22 protein-coding genes are annotated in these 14,920 nt (G+C 60.7%); 1 reads left to right on the plus strand and 21 read right to left on the minus strand.

From position 1 onward, the window contains the following. Nucleotides 1-25: 25 nt before the first annotated feature. The 18 genes from rpsD to yqeB all read right to left on the minus strand — a co-directional run bounded on the left by rpsD (nt 26) and on the right by yqeB (nt 10,437). On the minus strand, nt 26-622 hold the full coding sequence (gene rpsD / locus DW870_RS00545) for a 30S ribosomal protein S4 (RefSeq protein ID WP_006235275.1): 597 nt from the start codon (nt 620-622) through the stop codon (nt 26-28). 19 nt (nt 623-641) lie between these two features. Continuing rightward, complete coding sequence (gene rpsK, locus DW870_RS00550) at nt 642-1,046, minus strand: 30S ribosomal protein S11 (protein ID WP_006235274.1); 405 nt, start codon at nt 1,044-1,046, stop codon at nt 642-644. A gap of 14 nt (nt 1,047-1,060) precedes the next feature. Further along, complete coding sequence (gene rpsM / locus DW870_RS00555) at nt 1,061-1,435, minus strand: 30S ribosomal protein S13 (RefSeq protein ID WP_022094275.1); 375 nt, start codon at nt 1,433-1,435, stop codon at nt 1,061-1,063. Nucleotides 1,436-1,449: 14 nt separating this feature from the next. Next, a complete protein-coding gene (gene rpmJ / locus DW870_RS00560) occupies nt 1,450-1,563 on the minus strand; it encodes a 50S ribosomal protein L36 (RefSeq protein ID WP_006363204.1) in 114 nt (37 codons plus the stop codon). 150 nt (nt 1,564-1,713) lie between these two features. Further along, entirely contained in the window at nt 1,714-1,932 is a 219-nt protein-coding gene (gene infA, locus DW870_RS00565) for a translation initiation factor IF-1 (protein WP_035137443.1), read from the minus strand. Nucleotides 1,933-2,036: 104 nt separating this feature from the next. Then, nucleotides 2,037-2,825, minus strand: coding sequence for a type I methionyl aminopeptidase (gene map / locus DW870_RS00570; RefSeq protein ID WP_006235270.1), 789 nt, complete (start codon nt 2,823-2,825; stop codon nt 2,037-2,039). Beyond that, on the minus strand, nt 2,822-3,448 hold the full coding sequence (locus DW870_RS00575) for an adenylate kinase (protein ID WP_117876608.1): 627 nt from the start codon (nt 3,446-3,448) through the stop codon (nt 2,822-2,824). Before DW870_RS00575 ends, map begins: the two co-directional genes overlap by 4 nt. An 18-nt stretch (nt 3,449-3,466) precedes the next feature. Next, nucleotides 3,467-4,753, minus strand: coding sequence for a preprotein translocase subunit SecY (gene secY, locus DW870_RS00580; protein WP_035137447.1), 1,287 nt, complete (start codon nt 4,751-4,753; stop codon nt 3,467-3,469). Beyond that, on the minus strand, nt 4,747-5,196 hold the full coding sequence (rplO, locus tag DW870_RS00585) for a 50S ribosomal protein L15 (RefSeq protein ID WP_006235267.1): 450 nt from the start codon (nt 5,194-5,196) through the stop codon (nt 4,747-4,749). Before rplO ends, secY begins: the two co-directional genes overlap by 7 nt. Before the next feature lie 3 nt (nt 5,197-5,199). After that, on the minus strand, nt 5,200-5,382 hold the full coding sequence (gene rpmD / locus DW870_RS00590; protein WP_006235266.1) for a 50S ribosomal protein L30: 183 nt from the start codon (nt 5,380-5,382) through the stop codon (nt 5,200-5,202). Between the two features lie 2 nt (nt 5,383-5,384). Then, nucleotides 5,385-5,909, minus strand: coding sequence for a 30S ribosomal protein S5 (gene rpsE, locus DW870_RS00595; protein ID WP_022094279.1), 525 nt, complete (start codon nt 5,907-5,909; stop codon nt 5,385-5,387). Nucleotides 5,910-5,923: 14 nt separating this feature from the next. Beyond that, nucleotides 5,924-6,292, minus strand: a complete 369-nt coding sequence (rplR, locus tag DW870_RS00600; protein WP_006235264.1) for a 50S ribosomal protein L18 — start codon at nt 6,290-6,292, stop codon at nt 5,924-5,926. A gap of 75 nt (nt 6,293-6,367) precedes the next feature. Continuing rightward, on the minus strand, nt 6,368-6,904 hold the full coding sequence (gene rplF / locus DW870_RS00605; RefSeq protein ID WP_006235263.1) for a 50S ribosomal protein L6: 537 nt from the start codon (nt 6,902-6,904) through the stop codon (nt 6,368-6,370). 33 nt (nt 6,905-6,937) lie between these two features. Next, nucleotides 6,938-7,336, minus strand: a complete 399-nt coding sequence (rpsH, locus tag DW870_RS00610) for a 30S ribosomal protein S8 (protein ID WP_006235262.1) — start codon at nt 7,334-7,336, stop codon at nt 6,938-6,940. 119 nt (nt 7,337-7,455) lie between these two features. Then, nucleotides 7,456-7,641, minus strand: coding sequence for a type Z 30S ribosomal protein S14 (locus DW870_RS00615; RefSeq protein ID WP_022094280.1), 186 nt, complete (start codon nt 7,639-7,641; stop codon nt 7,456-7,458). 79 nt (nt 7,642-7,720) lie between these two features. Beyond that, nucleotides 7,721-8,278: a 50S ribosomal protein L5 gene (gene rplE, locus DW870_RS00620; protein WP_006235260.1), complete on the minus strand. Its 558-nt coding sequence runs from the start codon at nt 8,276-8,278 to the stop codon at nt 7,721-7,723. A 311-nt stretch (nt 8,279-8,589) separates the two neighbouring features. After that, a complete protein-coding gene (locus DW870_RS00625) occupies nt 8,590-9,633 on the minus strand; it encodes an XdhC family protein (protein WP_117769425.1) in 1,044 nt (347 codons plus the stop codon). Between the two features lie 9 nt (nt 9,634-9,642). Beyond that, nucleotides 9,643-10,437, minus strand: coding sequence for a selenium-dependent molybdenum cofactor biosynthesis protein YqeB (yqeB, locus tag DW870_RS00630; protein ID WP_117769423.1), 795 nt, complete (start codon nt 10,435-10,437; stop codon nt 9,643-9,645). Nucleotides 10,438-10,539: 102 nt separating this feature from the next. Here yqeB and yqeC point away from each other — a divergent pair, with 102 nt between their 5' ends. Further along, on the plus strand, nt 10,540-11,274 hold the full coding sequence (gene yqeC, locus DW870_RS00635; RefSeq protein WP_117769421.1) for a selenium cofactor biosynthesis protein YqeC: 735 nt from the start codon (nt 10,540-10,542) through the stop codon (nt 11,272-11,274). Nucleotides 11,275-11,393: 119 nt separating this feature from the next. On the opposite strand, the gene hydA is transcribed toward yqeC, so the two are convergent. From hydA to ygeW, 3 genes are all read right to left on the minus strand, one after another. Continuing rightward, nucleotides 11,394-12,761: a dihydropyrimidinase gene (hydA, locus tag DW870_RS00640; RefSeq protein ID WP_117769419.1), complete on the minus strand. Its 1,368-nt coding sequence runs from the start codon at nt 12,759-12,761 to the stop codon at nt 11,394-11,396. 9 nt (nt 12,762-12,770) lie between these two features. Beyond that, nucleotides 12,771-13,385 carry a nucleotidyltransferase family protein gene (locus tag DW870_RS00645; RefSeq protein WP_117769417.1) on the minus strand — a complete coding sequence of 205 codons (615 nt, stop codon included), beginning with the start codon at nt 13,383-13,385 and terminating at the stop codon, nt 12,771-12,773. 150 nt (nt 13,386-13,535) lie between these two features. After that, the gene (gene ygeW, locus DW870_RS00650) at nt 13,536-14,738 is read right to left on the minus strand and encodes a knotted carbamoyltransferase YgeW (RefSeq protein WP_055287465.1); all 1,203 of its coding nucleotides are present in this window, start codon (nt 14,736-14,738) and stop codon (nt 13,536-13,538) included. Nucleotides 14,739-14,920: the final 182 nt, after the last annotated feature.

The raw sequence follows: 14,920 nt of genomic DNA on the forward strand, positions 1-14,920 counted from the left end.
CTCCAGCCTCAGCAGCCCGGATGGACTACTTAGAGTAGAGCTCGACGATGAGCTGCTCGTTGATATCACCGCTGATCTGCTCACGCGTCGGCAGAGCGAGCACGTTACCAGACAGCTTCTCGATATCGACCTCGAGCCAGCCAGGAACCTCAAAGCGCTCGGAGGAAATCAGGGCCTCCTTGATGGGGAGGAGGTCACGGAACTTCTCGCCGACAGCGACGACGTCGCCGGCCTTGACGCGGTAGGACGGGATGTCCACGCGCTTGCCGTTCACGGTGAAGTGACCGTGACGGACGGACTGACGAGCCTCTTTGCGGGTGCGGGCGAAGCCAAGACGGAAGACGACGTTGTCGAGGCGAGACTCAAGAATGATCATGAGGTTCTCACCGGTGACGCCGTTCATCTTACGGGCCTTGTTGAAGTAGCCGTGGAACTGCTTCTCCAGAACGCCATAGATGAACTTGACCTTCTGCTTCTCGCGCAGCTGCATGCCGTACTCAGATTCCTTGCGACGGCGCTTGGGCTGACGGATAGATTCCTTCTTGCTGCTGTAACCGAGCTCAGCGGGATCGATCCCGAGCTGACGGCAGCGCTTAAGAACAGGAGTCCTGTCGATTGCCATATTGATACGATCCTTTCAGTTACACGCGGCGACGCTTCTTGGGGCGGCAGCCGTTGTGCGGAATGGGGGTCTTGTCCTGGATGCTCGAGACCTCGAGGCCAGCAGCCTGGAGGGAGCGGATGGCGGTCTCACGACCGGAGCCGGGGCCCTTGACGAAGACGGAAACCTTCTTCATACCGTGCTCCATGGCCTGCTTGGCAGCAGCCTCGGCAGCCATCTGGGCAGCGAACGGCGTGGACTTACGGGAGCCCTTGAAGCCCACCTGGCCAGCCGACTTCCAGGAAATGACGTTGCCCTGGGGATCGGTGATCGAAACGATCGTGTTGTTGAACGTAGAACGAATGTGAGCCTGGCCCACGGAAATGTTCTTACGGTCCGCGCGCTTCAGACGGGCAGCGCGAACGTTCTTCTTAGCAGTAGCCATCTATCTAGCGCTCCTTATTTCTTCTTCTTAGCACCGATCTGACGCTTCGGGCCCTTGCGGGTACGAGCGTTAGTGTGGGTGCGCTGGCCGCGGACAGGGAGGCCCTTGCGGTGACGAAGGCCGCGGTTGCAGCCGATGTCCATAAGGCGCTTGACGTTCTGGTTGCGCTCACGGCGGAGGTCGCCCTCAACCATGATCTGGTTCTTATCGATATAATCGCGGATGGCGTTAACCTCATCCTCGGTGAGGTCCTTAACGCGCGTATCCACGTTAACGTTGCACTCGACGCAAATCTTCGTCGCAGTGGTGCGGCCGATGCCGTAAATGTAGGTCAGACCGATCTCAACGCGCTTCTCACGCGGGAGGTCGACACCATTAATACGGGCCAACGTAGTCTCCTCTCTTAACCCTGACGCTGCTTATGACGGGGGTTCTCGCAAATGACGAGGACCTTGCCATGGCGCCTAATGATTTTGCACTTATCGCACATCTTCTTGACCGAAGGACGTACCTTCATCGTTCTTCCTTTCGGTAGCGCTCAAACTACTTCCCTACTATCTACTCGCCCAGCCGCAGGCGTTTAAAACTATGGCTGGTCTTCACACACAATCCGACCGTAGGTTGAGCTAAGCCTGCAGTCGGAAATGGAGTGCGTGTATGCGTGCCGCTATTTGTAGCGATAGGTGATGCGGCCGCGGGTCAGGTCGTACGGGGAAAGCTCCACGACAACCCTGTCACCGGGGAGAATACGGATGTAATTCATTCGGATCTTGCCAGAAATGTTGCACAGAACCGAATGACCGTTCTCGAGCTCGACCTTAAACATGGCATTGGGCAGCGGTTCCTTTACCGTACCCTCGAGCTCAATTGCGTCTTCCTTCTTCACAAGCAATCATCTTTCTCTAGAAAACGACAGCGATTGAGTATTCTACAACACGTATGCACGCATCGTAATAACTTCGTAATGGCTCCACAACTAAGTGGAACTTGTTACATTTCTCCGCCTTGGAGCGAACACCAAGCACCTTGCGCATCCGTGGTGAGAATCACCGGACCGTCATTGGTAATGGCGACGGTGTTCTCGTAGTGCGCAGCGGGCAGGTGGTCGTTGGTCGTGACGATCCAACCGTCGGAGCCCGTGCTCACATGGTTGGAACCCATCGTAACCATCGGCTCGATGGCAATGACCATGCCGGCCTGGAGGCGAACGCCCCTCCCCTTCTTTCCATAGTTAGGAACGTTGGGGTCCTCGTGCATCACGCGGCCAATGCCATGGCCCACATAATCACGAAGCACGCCGTATCCGTGAGACTCGGCGAGGGACTGAACGGCATAGCCGACGTCCCCGATATGGTTACCGGGAACAGCCTGCTCGATGGCGGCCTTTAGGCAATCGCGCGTAACCTCGCACAGGGCCTTGGCCTCGGGCGTGGGGGTGCCGACGAAAAACGTCCAAGCATTATCGCCAACCCAACCGTCAACGACGGCTCCCGTATCGATGGAGATGATATCGCCATCGCGCAGGATCATGTCAGGGTTGGGAATACCGTGAACCACGGCATCGTTGATCGATGCGCAAATGGTCCCCGGGAACCCGCCGTAACCCTTAAAGGCAGGGGTGCCGCCATGCATGCGGATAATCTGCTCCGCAAGCTGATCGAGTTCGAAAGTCGACACGCCGGGGCGAACCATGGCTCCAACGTGGCGGAGCGCCATCTTAGATAGCGCTCCTGCCTTCTTCATCTGCTCAATTTGCGTTGCAGACTTAATCTTGATCATAGACCGAGAGCCTCTTTGACATCCCCGTACACGGTCTCGCGAGCCTGGTCACCGTTGACCGACTTGAGCAGACCCTGGCCACGATAGTAGTCGACGAGCGGGCTCGTGGACTTCTCGTAGACGTCGAGACGGTTCTTGATGGTCTCCGGCTTGTCGTCGTCGCGCTGATACATCTCGCCGCCGCACTTGGGGCAGGTGGCATCGGCAGCGGTGCCGGTGTAACCGCAGGCGCGGCAGGTGCGACGAGAAGACAGGCGATCGATGATGACCTCGGGGGCCACATCGACCAGAAGGGCGCAGTCGATCTCGCGACCCATAGCGGAGAGCTCGGAATCGAGCGTTACGGCCTGGGCGGTGTTGCGCGGGAAGCCGTCGAGGATGAAGCCCTGCTGGGCGTCATCGGCGACAAGGCGCTCCTTGACAAGGTCGATCACGAGCTGGTCGGGAACGAGCTCGCCAGCGTCCATGTACTTCTTAGCCTGAATACCAAGCTCGGTGCCACCCTTGACGGCAGCACGCAGCAGGTCGCCCGTGGAAATATGGGCGACGCCAAACTCGGCGACGAGCTCCTGTGCGACGGTGCCCTTACCGGCACCCGGAGCTCCGAGCAATACGAGGTTCATGAGCAATCCTCCTCTAGCCTATTTAAAGAATCCATCGTAATCATACATCTTGATCTGGCCTTCGAGCTTATCGACCGTGTCGAGCACGACGCCGACCATGATGAGGATGGACGTGCCGCCAAATGCCTGGATCAGATGGTTACCCGTGAAGGAAAAGATGATCGAAGGCACGATGGCGATGAGCGCCAAAAAGACAGCGCTGGGAAGCGTAATCTTGTTGAGCGCGTTCTTGATGTAGGCCGCGGTAGCCCTACCCGGACGGACGCCCGGAATAAAGCCGCCCTGCTTCTTAAGGTTGTCGGCCGTGTCATCGGGGTTGAACACCATGGAGGTGTAGAAGTACGCGAAGAACACGATGAGGACAACGTTAAGCACCCAGTTGAGCCAACCGGTCGAAAGCGCAGAAGCGACTGCCTGAATCCAGCCGATGCCGGGGAAGAACACGGCAATCTGAGCCGGGAAGTACAGCAGCGCCGAAGCGAAGATGATCGGCACAACACCCGCGGTGTTGACCTTGATGGGCAGGTAGGTGGTCTGGCCACCCATCATGCGACGGCCCACGACGCGCTTAGCGTAGGAGACCGGAATGCGGCGCTGGCCGCGCTCAAGGAAAACAATCAGCGGGATAACCAGCAGGATGATGGCGCAGATGATCACCATGGTGATGATGCCGCCGGCATTGCCCTCGGTGCTGGAGAAGATAGCCTGCGGCAGACCGGCCATGATGTTCGCGAAGATGATCAGCGACATGCCATTGCCGATACCGCGCTGGGTGATGAGCTCACCAATCCACATGATCAGCATGGCGCCCGCAGTGAGCGTACCAACGATCATGAGGTCGAAGATGATCTCGGGAGCGCCGGCGCCATTAAAGCTGATGCCGAAGCTCTTAAAGAGGAAGAGGTAACCCACGGAGTTGAGGATTGCCAGAGCCAGGGTGAGGTAACGCGAATACTGCGTAATCTTGGTCTGACCGACCTCGCCCTCGCGGGCAAGCTCATGCAGGGAAGGCACGACGGCCTGGAGCATCTGGAGGATGATCGAGCTGGTGATGTAAGGCATGATGCCAAGCGAAAACACCGACACATAGCTCAAAGCGCCGCCAGAGAAAAGATTCAGGAGGGCCATAGCACCTGCGGCGACCGAATTGTTATCGGTCGAGAAAAGGCCCAGCATCCCCTGGAAGGGAATGCCGGGCACAGGAACGTGCGCACCAATGCGGTACACGACGAGCATAGCTATGGTAAAAAGAATCTTTTCGCGCAATTCTTTGATGCGGAAAGCATTCTTAAGACCATTTAGCACGGCAGCTCGACCTTTCCGCCGGCGGCCTCGATCTTGGCCTGCGCAGAAGCGCTGACCTTGTCGACCTTGACCGTGAACTTCTTGGTGAGCTCACCATTGCCGAGCACCTTGACGGGCTCGAACTCGCTCTTGGTGATGCGAGCGGCCTTAAGAGCGGCACCGTCGATCACAGCGCCGTCCTCGAACTTGCGCTCGAGACGCTCAACGTTAACAGCGGTGTACTCGATACGACGGGGGTTGCGGAAGCCCGGAAGCTTGGGCAGGCGCATAGCCAGCGGAGTCTGGCCACCCTCGAAGCCGGCACCCTTGGTGCCGCCAGAGCGGGAACCCTGGCCCTTCTGACCGCGGCCAGAAGTGGTGCCGTGACCCGAAGAATTGCCACGGCCGACGCGCTTGCGGTTCTTGGTGGAACCGGGCGCGGGAGTAAGATCGTGAAGCTGCATTTGCTACTCCTCTACAATCTCGACAAGGTGCTTGACCTTGAAGATCATGCCGCGGACGGACTCGTTGTCAGCAATCTCGCGAACCTCGCGGATCCTGTGGAGACCGAGGGCACGGACAGTACGGACCTGGTCCTGCTTGCAACCGTTGGTGCTGCGGACCTGCTTGATCTTGATGGTGTCAGCCATGCTTAGTTCTCCTTACCGACGAACATCTCGGAGACCGTCAGGCCACGGCGAGCCGCGACGTCCTCAGGGCTGGAGAGCTCCTTGAGGCCCTCGACGGCAGCCTTGATGATGTTGAGGCCGTTGTCGGTACCGAGGGACTTGGACAGGACGTTCTTGATGCCAGCAAGCTCGAAGAGGGGACGCACAGCGCCGCCGGCGATAACGCCGGTACCCTCGACAGCGGGCTTGATGATGATGCGGCCGGCACCAAAGTGACCGAGAACCTCGTGCGGAATGGTGCCCTGATCGGTCACCGGCACGTGGAACATGTTCTTCTTGGCATCGAGAGACGCCTTGGAGATGGCCATGGGCACCTCAGCGGACTTGCCCATGCCAACGCCGACGTTGCCCTTGCCGTCGCCAACGACGACGAGAGCGACGAGGCTCATGCGACGACCACCCTTGACGGTCTTCGACACGCGGTTGATGTAAACGACGCGCTCCTCGAACTCGGAGGCCTCGCGCTGCTGCTTCTGATTACGAGCCATGTGCTACATACCTCCTAGAACTCGAGACCGGCGGCACGAGCACCGTCGGCGAGGGCCTTGACGCGGCCATGGTAGATACGGCCACCGCGATCGAAGGCGACCTTGGTGATGCCGGCCTCGATGGCGCGCTTGCCAACGAGCTGACCGACCTTCTCCGCAGCCTCCTTGTTCGAGGTGTGGGTGCCCTTGAACTCGGCCTCGAGGGTCGAGGCAGAGACGAGCGTCAGGCTGGAGCCCTTGCTGTCGTCGATGATCTGGGCATAGATGTTGGCGTTAGTACGGGTCACGCGAAGACGCGGACGCTCGGAAGTACCCGAGACCTTGCCGCGAACACGACGCTGACGACGCTTGAGGCCTTCCAGCTTCGCCTTATGCTTGTTCATACGTAAACTCCTAAAAAGGTTGATCTTGCCAGCACCTGACGGGGTGCTGGTCTTATGCGAGTGAGTCGGTTACGACTACTTGGCGGCCTTACCCAGCTTGCGGCGGATGTGCTCGCCAACGTAGTGGATACCCTTGCCCTTGTAAGGCTCGGGAGGACGATGGCCGCGGATCTCAGCGGCGATCTGACCGACCTGCTGCTTGTTGATACCCTTGACGTTCACGTGGGTGTTGTCGGGAACCTCGAAGGTGATGCCCTCGGGAGCCTCGACGATCACGGGGTGCGAGAAGCCCAGGGAGAACTCGAGGTTCTTGCCCTTCTGCTGCACGCGGTAACCGACGCCGGCGAGCTCGAGCTTCTTCTCGAAGCCCTCGGAAACGCCAACAACCATGTTGTGGATGAGAGCGCGGGTGAGGCCGTGGCGGGCACGGGTCTCACGCTCGTCGTCGGGACGGGAAACGGTGAGGACGTTGTCCTCGACGTTGATAGCGAGCTTCTCAAAGACATCGAGCTCGAGCTGGCCCTTGGGGCCCTTGACGACAACGTTGTTGCCGTTGACTGCCACTTCGACTCCGGCGGGAATCTGGACAGGCTTATTACCGATACGAGACACGGTGATCTCCTTTCCTTCTACCTACCGAGCGAATTACCAGACGTAAGCGATGATCTCGCCGCCGACGTTGTGCTTGCGAGCATCGCGGTCGGTCATGACGCCATGGCTGGTGGAAATAATGGCGGTACCAAGGCCACCGCGGACGCGGGGCATGTCGGCAACGCCGGTGTACTTACGCAGGCCCGGCTTGGAAATGCGGCGGATGCCGTTGATGACCTTAGCCTTCTTGGGACCATACTTAAGCGTGATGTGCAGAGTCTTCTGGGGAACGGTGTCCTCGACATCGTAGCCCTCGATGTAGCCCTCCTCGTGCAGAACACGAGCGATCTCGACGAGCTTCTTGCTGCTCGGCATGGAGACCGTGGCCTTGTTCACAGAGTTAGCGTTACGGATGCGCGTAAGCATATCTGCGATCGGGTCTGTAAGGTTCATACAGATTCTCCTTCGTTCTTGATGAACACGTGCTCTTGGTTCTTCGCCGCCCTTAACGGCAAAGCCTTTTTAGCGCGTTTTCCCTGTTCCAAACTGATGCTTGAAACGCTGGTAGTGACTTACCAGCTGGCCTTCTTAACGCCGGGAAGCTCGCCCTTGAGTGCAAGCTCGCGGAAGCAGACACGGCACAGGCCGAACTTGCGGTACACAGAGTGCGGACGGCCGCAGCGCTGGCAGCGCGTGTACTCACGAGTAGAGAACTTCTGCTTGCGATTGCACTTGACGATCATCGATGTCTTAGCCACTTATATCCTCCTCACATAGAGTATTGTTCGCCCCAAGCGCCGCCCCCTTGTGGGAACGGCGCTTATAGGGCAGGTGAACCTATTTCTTGAACGGGAAACCGAAGGCGTCCAGAAGGGCCTTGGCCTCCTCATCGGTGTTGGCGGTGGTCACGAAAGTGATGTCCATACCACGCTGGTGATCGACGGAGTCGAAGTCGATCTCGGGGAAGATGAGCTGCTCGGTGACGCCCATGGAGAAGTTACCACGGCCGTCGAAGCTCTTGGCGGAGATGCCGCGGAAGTCACGGATACGGGGAATCGCGACGGAGGTCAGACGATCGAAGAACTCCCACATACGGTCGCCACGCAGGGTAACCTTGCAGCCGATCGGCATACCAGCGCGCAGGCGGAAGGTAGCGATGGACTTGCGGGCACGGGTGATCATCGGCTGCTGGCCGGTGATGGCGCGCAGGTCGCGCACGGCACCGTCGATGGCCTTGGAATCGGTAGCGGCCTCGCCGACACCCATGTTCACGACGATCTTCTCAAACTTGGGGATCATCATGACGTTCTCGTACTGGAACTTGTCCTGAAGCTGCTGCTTGACCTCGTTGTTGTACTTGGTCTTCAGACGCGGCACATACTTCTCTTCTGCCATTGTTCACTCCTTCTTGGGGTTTTAAGCACGGGGCGTGGCCACGATGGGTTGTCCTCGTGCCTCCTGGCTGCATCCGCGCCGCTCGTGGCATTTCGCGGTTTGGACTCGACGCAGCAGGAGCCGACAAAACAATCGGTACTATACGCGCATCGGGAGCGTATTTCCAGAAAAACCTCGTCTGCCTGCACAACTCCACAACTCCCCCGCACAAATGGGTCCCAAAAAGCAGTTGCGGTGAAATAGGGACTGTTTGGCGGCCTAACAGGCTTAAACAATCCTTATTTCACCGCAACTGCTTGTTGGGGATGCGATTAGCGCTTGCGGGGGACGAGTTTGGTGCGGCGCAGGTGGATCATCTCGGCGGCGATGGAGATAGCGATCTCCTCGGGATCCTCTGCCTCGATGGCAACGCCGATCGGCAGGTGCAGCCCGTCGATCTGGTCCTGCGTAAAGCCCTCCTGCTCCAAGCGAGCCCGCACAAAGGCCGTCTTGCGGCGCGAGCCAAGGCAACCCAGATAGGCGGGCTTGGCGCGCATGGCCTGAATCACCACGTCGATATCGGACTTGTGGCCTGCTGTGGCCACGACCACCAAGTCGCGCGGACCGATGGGGCACTGCTCGCCCAGGTTCTTGTAGTCGACCAGACGACGGTCGTAGACACCGGGTACCCAATCGGGGGTCAGCGTGCCGGGGCGGTCGTCGCACGCCACGACGGCAAAGCCCGCCGCCGTGAGCACCCGCGCCGTCGCAGCACCCACGTGGCCGCAGCCAAAGATATAGGTCAGGCCCTCGGGGCAGAGCGTCTCGATGTGCGCGGGAGGAATCTCGGAGGCGGCGTTGGTGTAGGTGGCCTTACTCCCCTCCTCCACCAGCGAAAGCCCGGGGCAGCCCGCAATGGTGCGGCGCGATTCCTCGCCATGATACTCGGCAACATCGCCTTCGAGCGCGTTTGCGATAAACGGTTCAAAGTCGATGACGAAGTCGCCGATGCGTCGATATGCCAAGACGTCGGCAACCGACTGGAACAACGGTGCCTTGGTCGCGTCCAGGTGCAAATAGCACAGGCAGATGGCTCCGCCGCAGATCATGCCGGTATCGGAGTTCTCGCCGCCCATGGTGTAGCGGACCAGACGCGACTGTCCCGCGCTCAGGAGCTCGCGTGCCTCGTCCAGCGCAAAGAGCTCGATCTTACCGCCGCCGATGGTGCCCGCCTGGCTACCGTCGGCAAAGACGGCCATCCAGGCGCCCACGCCGCGCGGCGACGACCCCGCCGTGCCGGCCACGACCACCAGCTCGCACGTCTCGCCAGCACGCAGGGCGGCAAGCGCCGCATTCACAACATCGAGCTTTTCCATTGCCGCCTTCTATCCTCTAAAGACATCGGTGAGCATAGCGAGTGCCTCGAGCACGCCGCCGCCGACCGACGTCGCCTTGTCCGAAATGTAGTTGATATAGCTGGCATCGCCGCGCGGATCGACATCGGCGCATTTAAAGCCCTCAGTCACCTGCACGCCGTTCGCCAAAAGCCCGCGCAGACAGCCATCGATCTGCGTGCACATGGGCGTATCGCCCACGTAGCCAATCACGTCTCCGGCGCTCACGATGTCGCCGATTGCGCGGTCGGACCGAAACACGCCGGCGGCGGGGCTGTGGATAACGCGTTCTTTGCCATAGCCGGCGATAATACCCGGCACGCCCGTGTTGGGCTGGGGCGAACCTTGGGTAATGACACGGCCGAGAAAATGCCCGCGCATGGTCTCGACCACAGCGTCGCAGTCAACCGGCGCGGTAAAGCCCGGCCCCACGGCGATAACAGCAGGCGCCATGTCACGCGTGGTACCCAGGTTGCGCTTGGCCAGAATCGCGTCGACCACAGCCGCGGGTTTAAACTCATCGAGCATCTTGGCCTGAGGGTCCACCACGACGGCAACATCCCCCGCTTGGGTAACCTCGAGCGCCTCAGCCGGCGTCTGTGCCAAGCGAGCGCGAATGCCTTCGACCTCGACCTCGCCCAGGCGAATGGCCTCGCAAAAACTGATTGTGCGACGGATGCACGTGGGAACCGCGATATCGGCCATGACGACCAACACGCCGGCGCGCACCAAACGGGCAGCGACACCCGTGGCGATATCGCCGGCGCCGCGAACATAAACGAGCATTCCCGGGGCACCTCCCTGTGCTACGGTTTGAACAGAGCAAAAGCGGCTCGACCGCTACTCTGATGATTATTTATTATCACAGTATTATACGGCGGTGAACAGATGGAAACGACGAGCGGAAACCTTGCCTCCGCGCTCAAGATCGAGCCGGGGATTACCGCGATCATCGGCAGCGGCGGCAAGTCGACCTTGCTGAAGGCGCTGGGTCTCGAGCTCATGCGCGCTGGCGGCAGGGTGCTTCTCTGTACCACCACGCACATGTTTCCCGTCGCCGGCGTGCCATGGGACGGGTCGAGCCGTCGCTTGGACGCCGTGCCTTGGAAGCCGGGGGCCCTGCATGTTCCCGGCTGCACCTGCGAGGCATGCGCGGGCATGAGCCGCGGAGGCATCTGCCAGGCGGGTGTCTTGGACCCGGAGACAGGCAAGCTCTCCGCCCCCGCCGAGCCGCTCAACGAGCTGGCGCAGCGCTTTGACTATGTGTTGGCAGAGGCAGATGGCAGCAAGCGACTCCCGCTCAAGGCGCATGCCGCCTGGGAGCCGGTAATTCCCGCCGCCGCGGCAAACGTTGTCTGGGTCGTCGGCGCCTCGGGGCTGGGCAAGCCCGTCACCGAGGTTGTCCACCGCCCCGAGCTCTTTTGCGAGCGTTGCGGCTGCAAGCTCACCGACATCGCCACGCCCGAGCGCGTCGCCCAGGTGCTCAATGCCGAGATGCAGGCGCTGAAACTCAGCACCGCACGCGTCATGCTCAACCAAGTCGACACGCTCAGCGACCCCACAATGGCCGACCGCTTCGAGGCAGCCCTCGGCCGCCCCGTCGTCGCCACCAGCCTCAAATAGCCGGCGCTGCCCCAGAAGACCTATAAGTTGCGGTGGAATAGTTCCTGAAACGGCCTATTTGTCGGCTAAACAGGAACTATTCTACCGCAACTGCGGAGGGGAATCCGGCGATCTTCCTGTTAGCGGGGCACGTAGCGGCCGGGTTGGGCTCCGGTGGGCTCGCCATCGCGTGCCGCCAGCACGCCGTTCACAAACACGGCCTTGGCGCGGCCATGTGCCTCAAAGCCCTCGAGCGGCGTGTAGTCCACAGCCTGATGTTGCGTCGCCGCGCTAATGGTCCAGCGCGCCTTGGGATCCCACACGCACACGTCGGCATCGGCGCCCTCGGCAAGACAGCCCTTGCGCGGATACATGCCAAAGACGCGCGCCGGGTTCTCGCTCATCAAGCGGCACAGATCCTCGGGACCCAGCTGTCCCTCAAAGCTCGTGGCAATCGCGACGGGACGATGCTCCACGCCGGGCCCGCCGTTGGGAATCGCGCGGAAATCGTCGCGTCCGCGGTCCTTTTGACCGTGCAGGTTAAAGCTGCAATGATCGGTCGCAATAGTATCGATCTCGCCGGCCACAAGCGCCTCGCGCAGCGCGGCACGGTCACCGGCATGGCGCAGCGGCGGGCTCATCACGTACTTGGCGCCCGCAAAGCCGTCCTCGCCCTGCTCCAGGTAGCAAGTATCGTCGAGCATCAGATACTGAGGGCAGGTTTCGACATAAATGTTCTTCTGCCCGCGCGCCTTGGCGGCACGGATGGCCTCGAGCCCCAGCTTGGTCGAAAGGTGCACCACGTTGACCGGAGCGTCCCCGGCCAAGTGCGCCAGATACAGCAGGCGGCTCACGGCCTCGGCCTCACACACGTCCGGACGGCTGAGCGCATGCCCCTCGGGCCCATGAATCCCCTGCTCGTACACGCGCTTCTGCAGCTCGTTCACGAGCGTGCCGTTCTCGCAATGCACGCACAGGATACCGCCCACGCGCTTGAGCTCCTCCAGTACCTCGAGCGTCTCGGCATCGTCCAAGCGCAGGTGGTCATAGGCAAAGTAGGTCTTGAACGACGATACGCCCGCCTCGCGCATGGCCGAAAGGTCGGCGCGGTTGCGCTCGTTCCACTCGGCGAGTGCCATATGAAAGGCGTAGTTGGCCGTGCAGGTTCCGTCGGCGCGGCGATGCCACTCGGCCAAGGCATCGGGCATAGTCACGCCGCGATCGGCCGTCGCGTAGTCCACGATGGTCGTCGTGCCGCCGCAGGCAGCCGCGCGCGTGCCGGTCTCAAAGCTATCGGCTGTCCAATCCATGCCGGTCCAGCACTGCATGTGCGTGTGGCCGTCGATAAAGCCGGGGAACACCCAACAGTCGGTGGCGTCCTGGACGGTATCGCCCTCGCCCGGCTCAATCGCCGCGGCGATCCGCACGATCTTATCGCCATCCATGGCAAGATCGGCGCGGCGAAGCCCCTGGGGCGTCACGAGCGCGCCGTTTTTGATGATGATCATAATTGCTCCTTATTGATTGTTGCAGTTGGCCACGCGATCAAAATACGAGCAGGCGGCGATATGCTCCGTTATGCGTTGCTGTCCCTTGGCGGTATCGACGTCCCACAGCTCGTATGCACGCGCCTCGACCAGCACCACGTCGGTACGGTCCTTGAGGATCGAACCGCCGCCGTCCTTGCCCTCAAGACACATGAGTGCATCGAACAGTTCCGCCGGAAAGAGCATCGGGCTCGAAGGCTCACCGTTGCACGCAAGACGCACCGGATGCTTGCGGCCACACTCGTCAAACGCACGAACCATAGCCTCAAAAGAACCCGAACTCACGAGCGGCTGGTCGCCCGGCAAAAAGAGGCAACCTTTCCAGTTGCGTTCGACTCCCCATGAAAGGCCCGCACGGACGCTTTCGCTGCGCAGCTCGCCATCGTGCAGCACGCACGGGCAATGCTTGTCCTCGCAAATCTGGGCGACCTCGGGCCAACGCGTCGAAACCACGACGTCAAAGCCCCGGGGAACCGAATCGATGGTCCGGGCAATCAGCGGCTCGCCATAGATATCGGCAAGCATCTTGTTAGAGCCAAACCGCTTGCCCTCGCCCGAAGCCATAATGACGCATCCAAGTTTCATGGTGATACCTCCCCTGAAACCATCGTACCCATAACTCGCGCCGCGGGCATCCACATCGAAAGCGCTTATCCCGCACGCCCACGATGCAAAAAGGGGGCACCCCGCCGGTTGGCAGAGCGCCCCCTTTACATGGCTTACCTCAGCCCGGCTTTAGGCCTGGAGCCAACGGGCGGTGTTACGCTCGTCGAGGGCCTTGAGGGTAGCGGCGGGATCGGCAACCTTCTGCAGGAACATCATGGCAGCGATGGCGTACGGCTTGTAGCTGGCCTCCTTGTACATGCCCACGCGGTGCATGTCGAAGACGTCGGCGTTAACCTCGCCGTGCTCGCAAGAGACACCGGAGATGTCGGCGGGCAGCGGGTGCATAAAGATGGTGTCCTGGCCGTTGGCAGTCTTCTCCATGAGCTCGGTCGTAGAGCACCAGTCCTGATGGGTGGCGTTCTGGGCGAGCAGCTCCTTCTCGAGCGCGGCGATGCCGGCGTCGTCGCCCTCGGCGTACAGGTTGGTGCGCTTCTCCATGGCGGCAAACGGAGCCCAGCTCTTGGGGATCACGATGTCGGCGCCCTCGAAGGCCTCGGCCATGGTGTTGACCTGCTTAAAGGTAGTGCCGGACTCGGCGGCATAGCCCTTGGCGCGCTCGACGACCTCGGGCATGAGGTCGTAGCCCTCGGGGTGGGCCAGGGTGACGTCCATGCCAAAGCGGGGCAGCAGGCTGATCAGCGACTGCGGGCAGGACAGCGGCTTGCCGTAAGAGGGCGAATAAGCCCAGGTGACGGCAACCTTCTTGCCCTTGAGGTTCTCAAGGCCGCCAAACTCGTTGATGAGGTAAAGCATGTCGGCAGAGGACTGCGTGGGGTGGTCGGAATCGGACTGCAGGGAGATGAGCGTGGGACGGTGATCCAGAACGCCGTCCTCGTAAGCCTGCTGGACAGACTCGGAGACCTCGGCCATGTAGGCGTCGCCCTTGCCGATGTACATGTCGTCGCGGATGCCGATGACGTCGGCCATGAAGGAGATCATGGTAGCGGTCTCGCGGACGGTCTCGCCGTGAGCGATCTGGGACTTCTTCTCGTCCAGGTCCTGCAGCTCAAGGCCGAGCAGGTTGGCGGCCTTAGAGAAGGAGAAGCGCGTACGGGTGGAGTTGTCGCGGAACAGGGAGACGGCCAGACCCGAGTCGAAGATCTTGGACGAGACGTTGTTCTCGCGCAGCTCGCGCAGGGCGTCGGCGACGATGTAGAGAGCCTTGAGCTCATCGGTAGTCTTGTCCCAGGTGTGCAGGAAGTCGCTGCCGTACATACCCTTAAAATCGAGGCCGTTCAGCTGCTCGACGAGCTCGGTAAACTTAGCGTCCATGGAAATGTCCTTTCTAAAGATGAAACGATCGCAATGAGTAGATGTGCTCCGGCATGCGCGTGTGGCTAGAACATGCAGAGCACCATGACGAGGACCCGCCACCGTTGAGGAAGCATGGGAGATAACGACCGCGGGCCCCAAGTCAACAGGGGGTGCCGGGGACACGAGCAGCCCCCGGCTCA

The organism is Collinsella sp. AM38-1BH (assembly GCF_003467545.1).
Lineage (GTDB): Bacteria > Actinomycetota > Coriobacteriia > Coriobacteriales > Coriobacteriaceae > Collinsella.

Coding starts and splice junctions, on each gene's coding strand:
- rpsD (WP_006235275.1), bottom strand. CDS start 622: ATGGCAATCGACAGGACTCCTGTTCTTAAGCGCTGCCGTCAGCTCGGG.
- rpsK (WP_006235274.1), bottom strand. CDS start 1,046: ATGGCTACTGCTAAGAAGAACGTTCGCGCTGCCCGTCTGAAGCGCGCG.
- rpmJ (WP_006363204.1), bottom strand. CDS start 1,563: ATGAAGGTACGTCCTTCGGTCAAGAAGATGTGCGATAAGTGCAAAATC.
- map (WP_006235270.1), bottom strand. CDS start 2,825: ATGATCAAGATTAAGTCTGCAACGCAAATTGAGCAGATGAAGAAGGCA.
- DW870_RS00575 (WP_117876608.1), bottom strand. CDS start 3,448: ATGAACCTCGTATTGCTCGGAGCTCCGGGTGCCGGTAAGGGCACCGTC.
- rplO (WP_006235267.1), bottom strand. CDS start 5,196: ATGCAGCTTCACGATCTTACTCCCGCGCCCGGTTCCACCAAGAACCGC.
- rpmD (WP_006235266.1), bottom strand. CDS start 5,382: ATGGCTGACACCATCAAGATCAAGCAGGTCCGCAGCACCAACGGTTGC.
- rpsE (WP_022094279.1), bottom strand. CDS start 5,909: ATGGCTCGTAATCAGAAGCAGCAGCGCGAGGCCTCCGAGTTCGAGGAG.
- rplR (WP_006235264.1), bottom strand. CDS start 6,292: ATGAACAAGCATAAGGCGAAGCTGGAAGGCCTCAAGCGTCGTCAGCGT.
- rpsH (WP_006235262.1), bottom strand. CDS start 7,336: ATGAACCTTACAGACCCGATCGCAGATATGCTTACGCGCATCCGTAAC.
- rplE (WP_006235260.1), bottom strand. CDS start 8,278: ATGGCAGAAGAGAAGTATGTGCCGCGTCTGAAGACCAAGTACAACAAC.
- DW870_RS00625 (WP_117769425.1), bottom strand. CDS start 9,633: ATGGAAAAGCTCGATGTTGTGAATGCGGCGCTTGCCGCCCTGCGTGCT.
- yqeB (WP_117769423.1), bottom strand. CDS start 10,437: ATGCTCGTTTATGTTCGCGGCGCCGGCGATATCGCCACGGGTGTCGCT.
- yqeC (WP_117769421.1), top strand. CDS start 10,540: ATGGAAACGACGAGCGGAAACCTTGCCTCCGCGCTCAAGATCGAGCCG.
- hydA (WP_117769419.1), bottom strand. CDS start 12,761: ATGATCATCATCAAAAACGGCGCGCTCGTGACGCCCCAGGGGCTTCGC.
- DW870_RS00645 (WP_117769417.1), bottom strand. CDS start 13,385: ATGAAACTTGGATGCGTCATTATGGCTTCGGGCGAGGGCAAGCGGTTT.
- ygeW (WP_055287465.1), bottom strand. CDS start 14,738: ATGGACGCTAAGTTTACCGAGCTCGTCGAGCAGCTGAACGGCCTCGAT.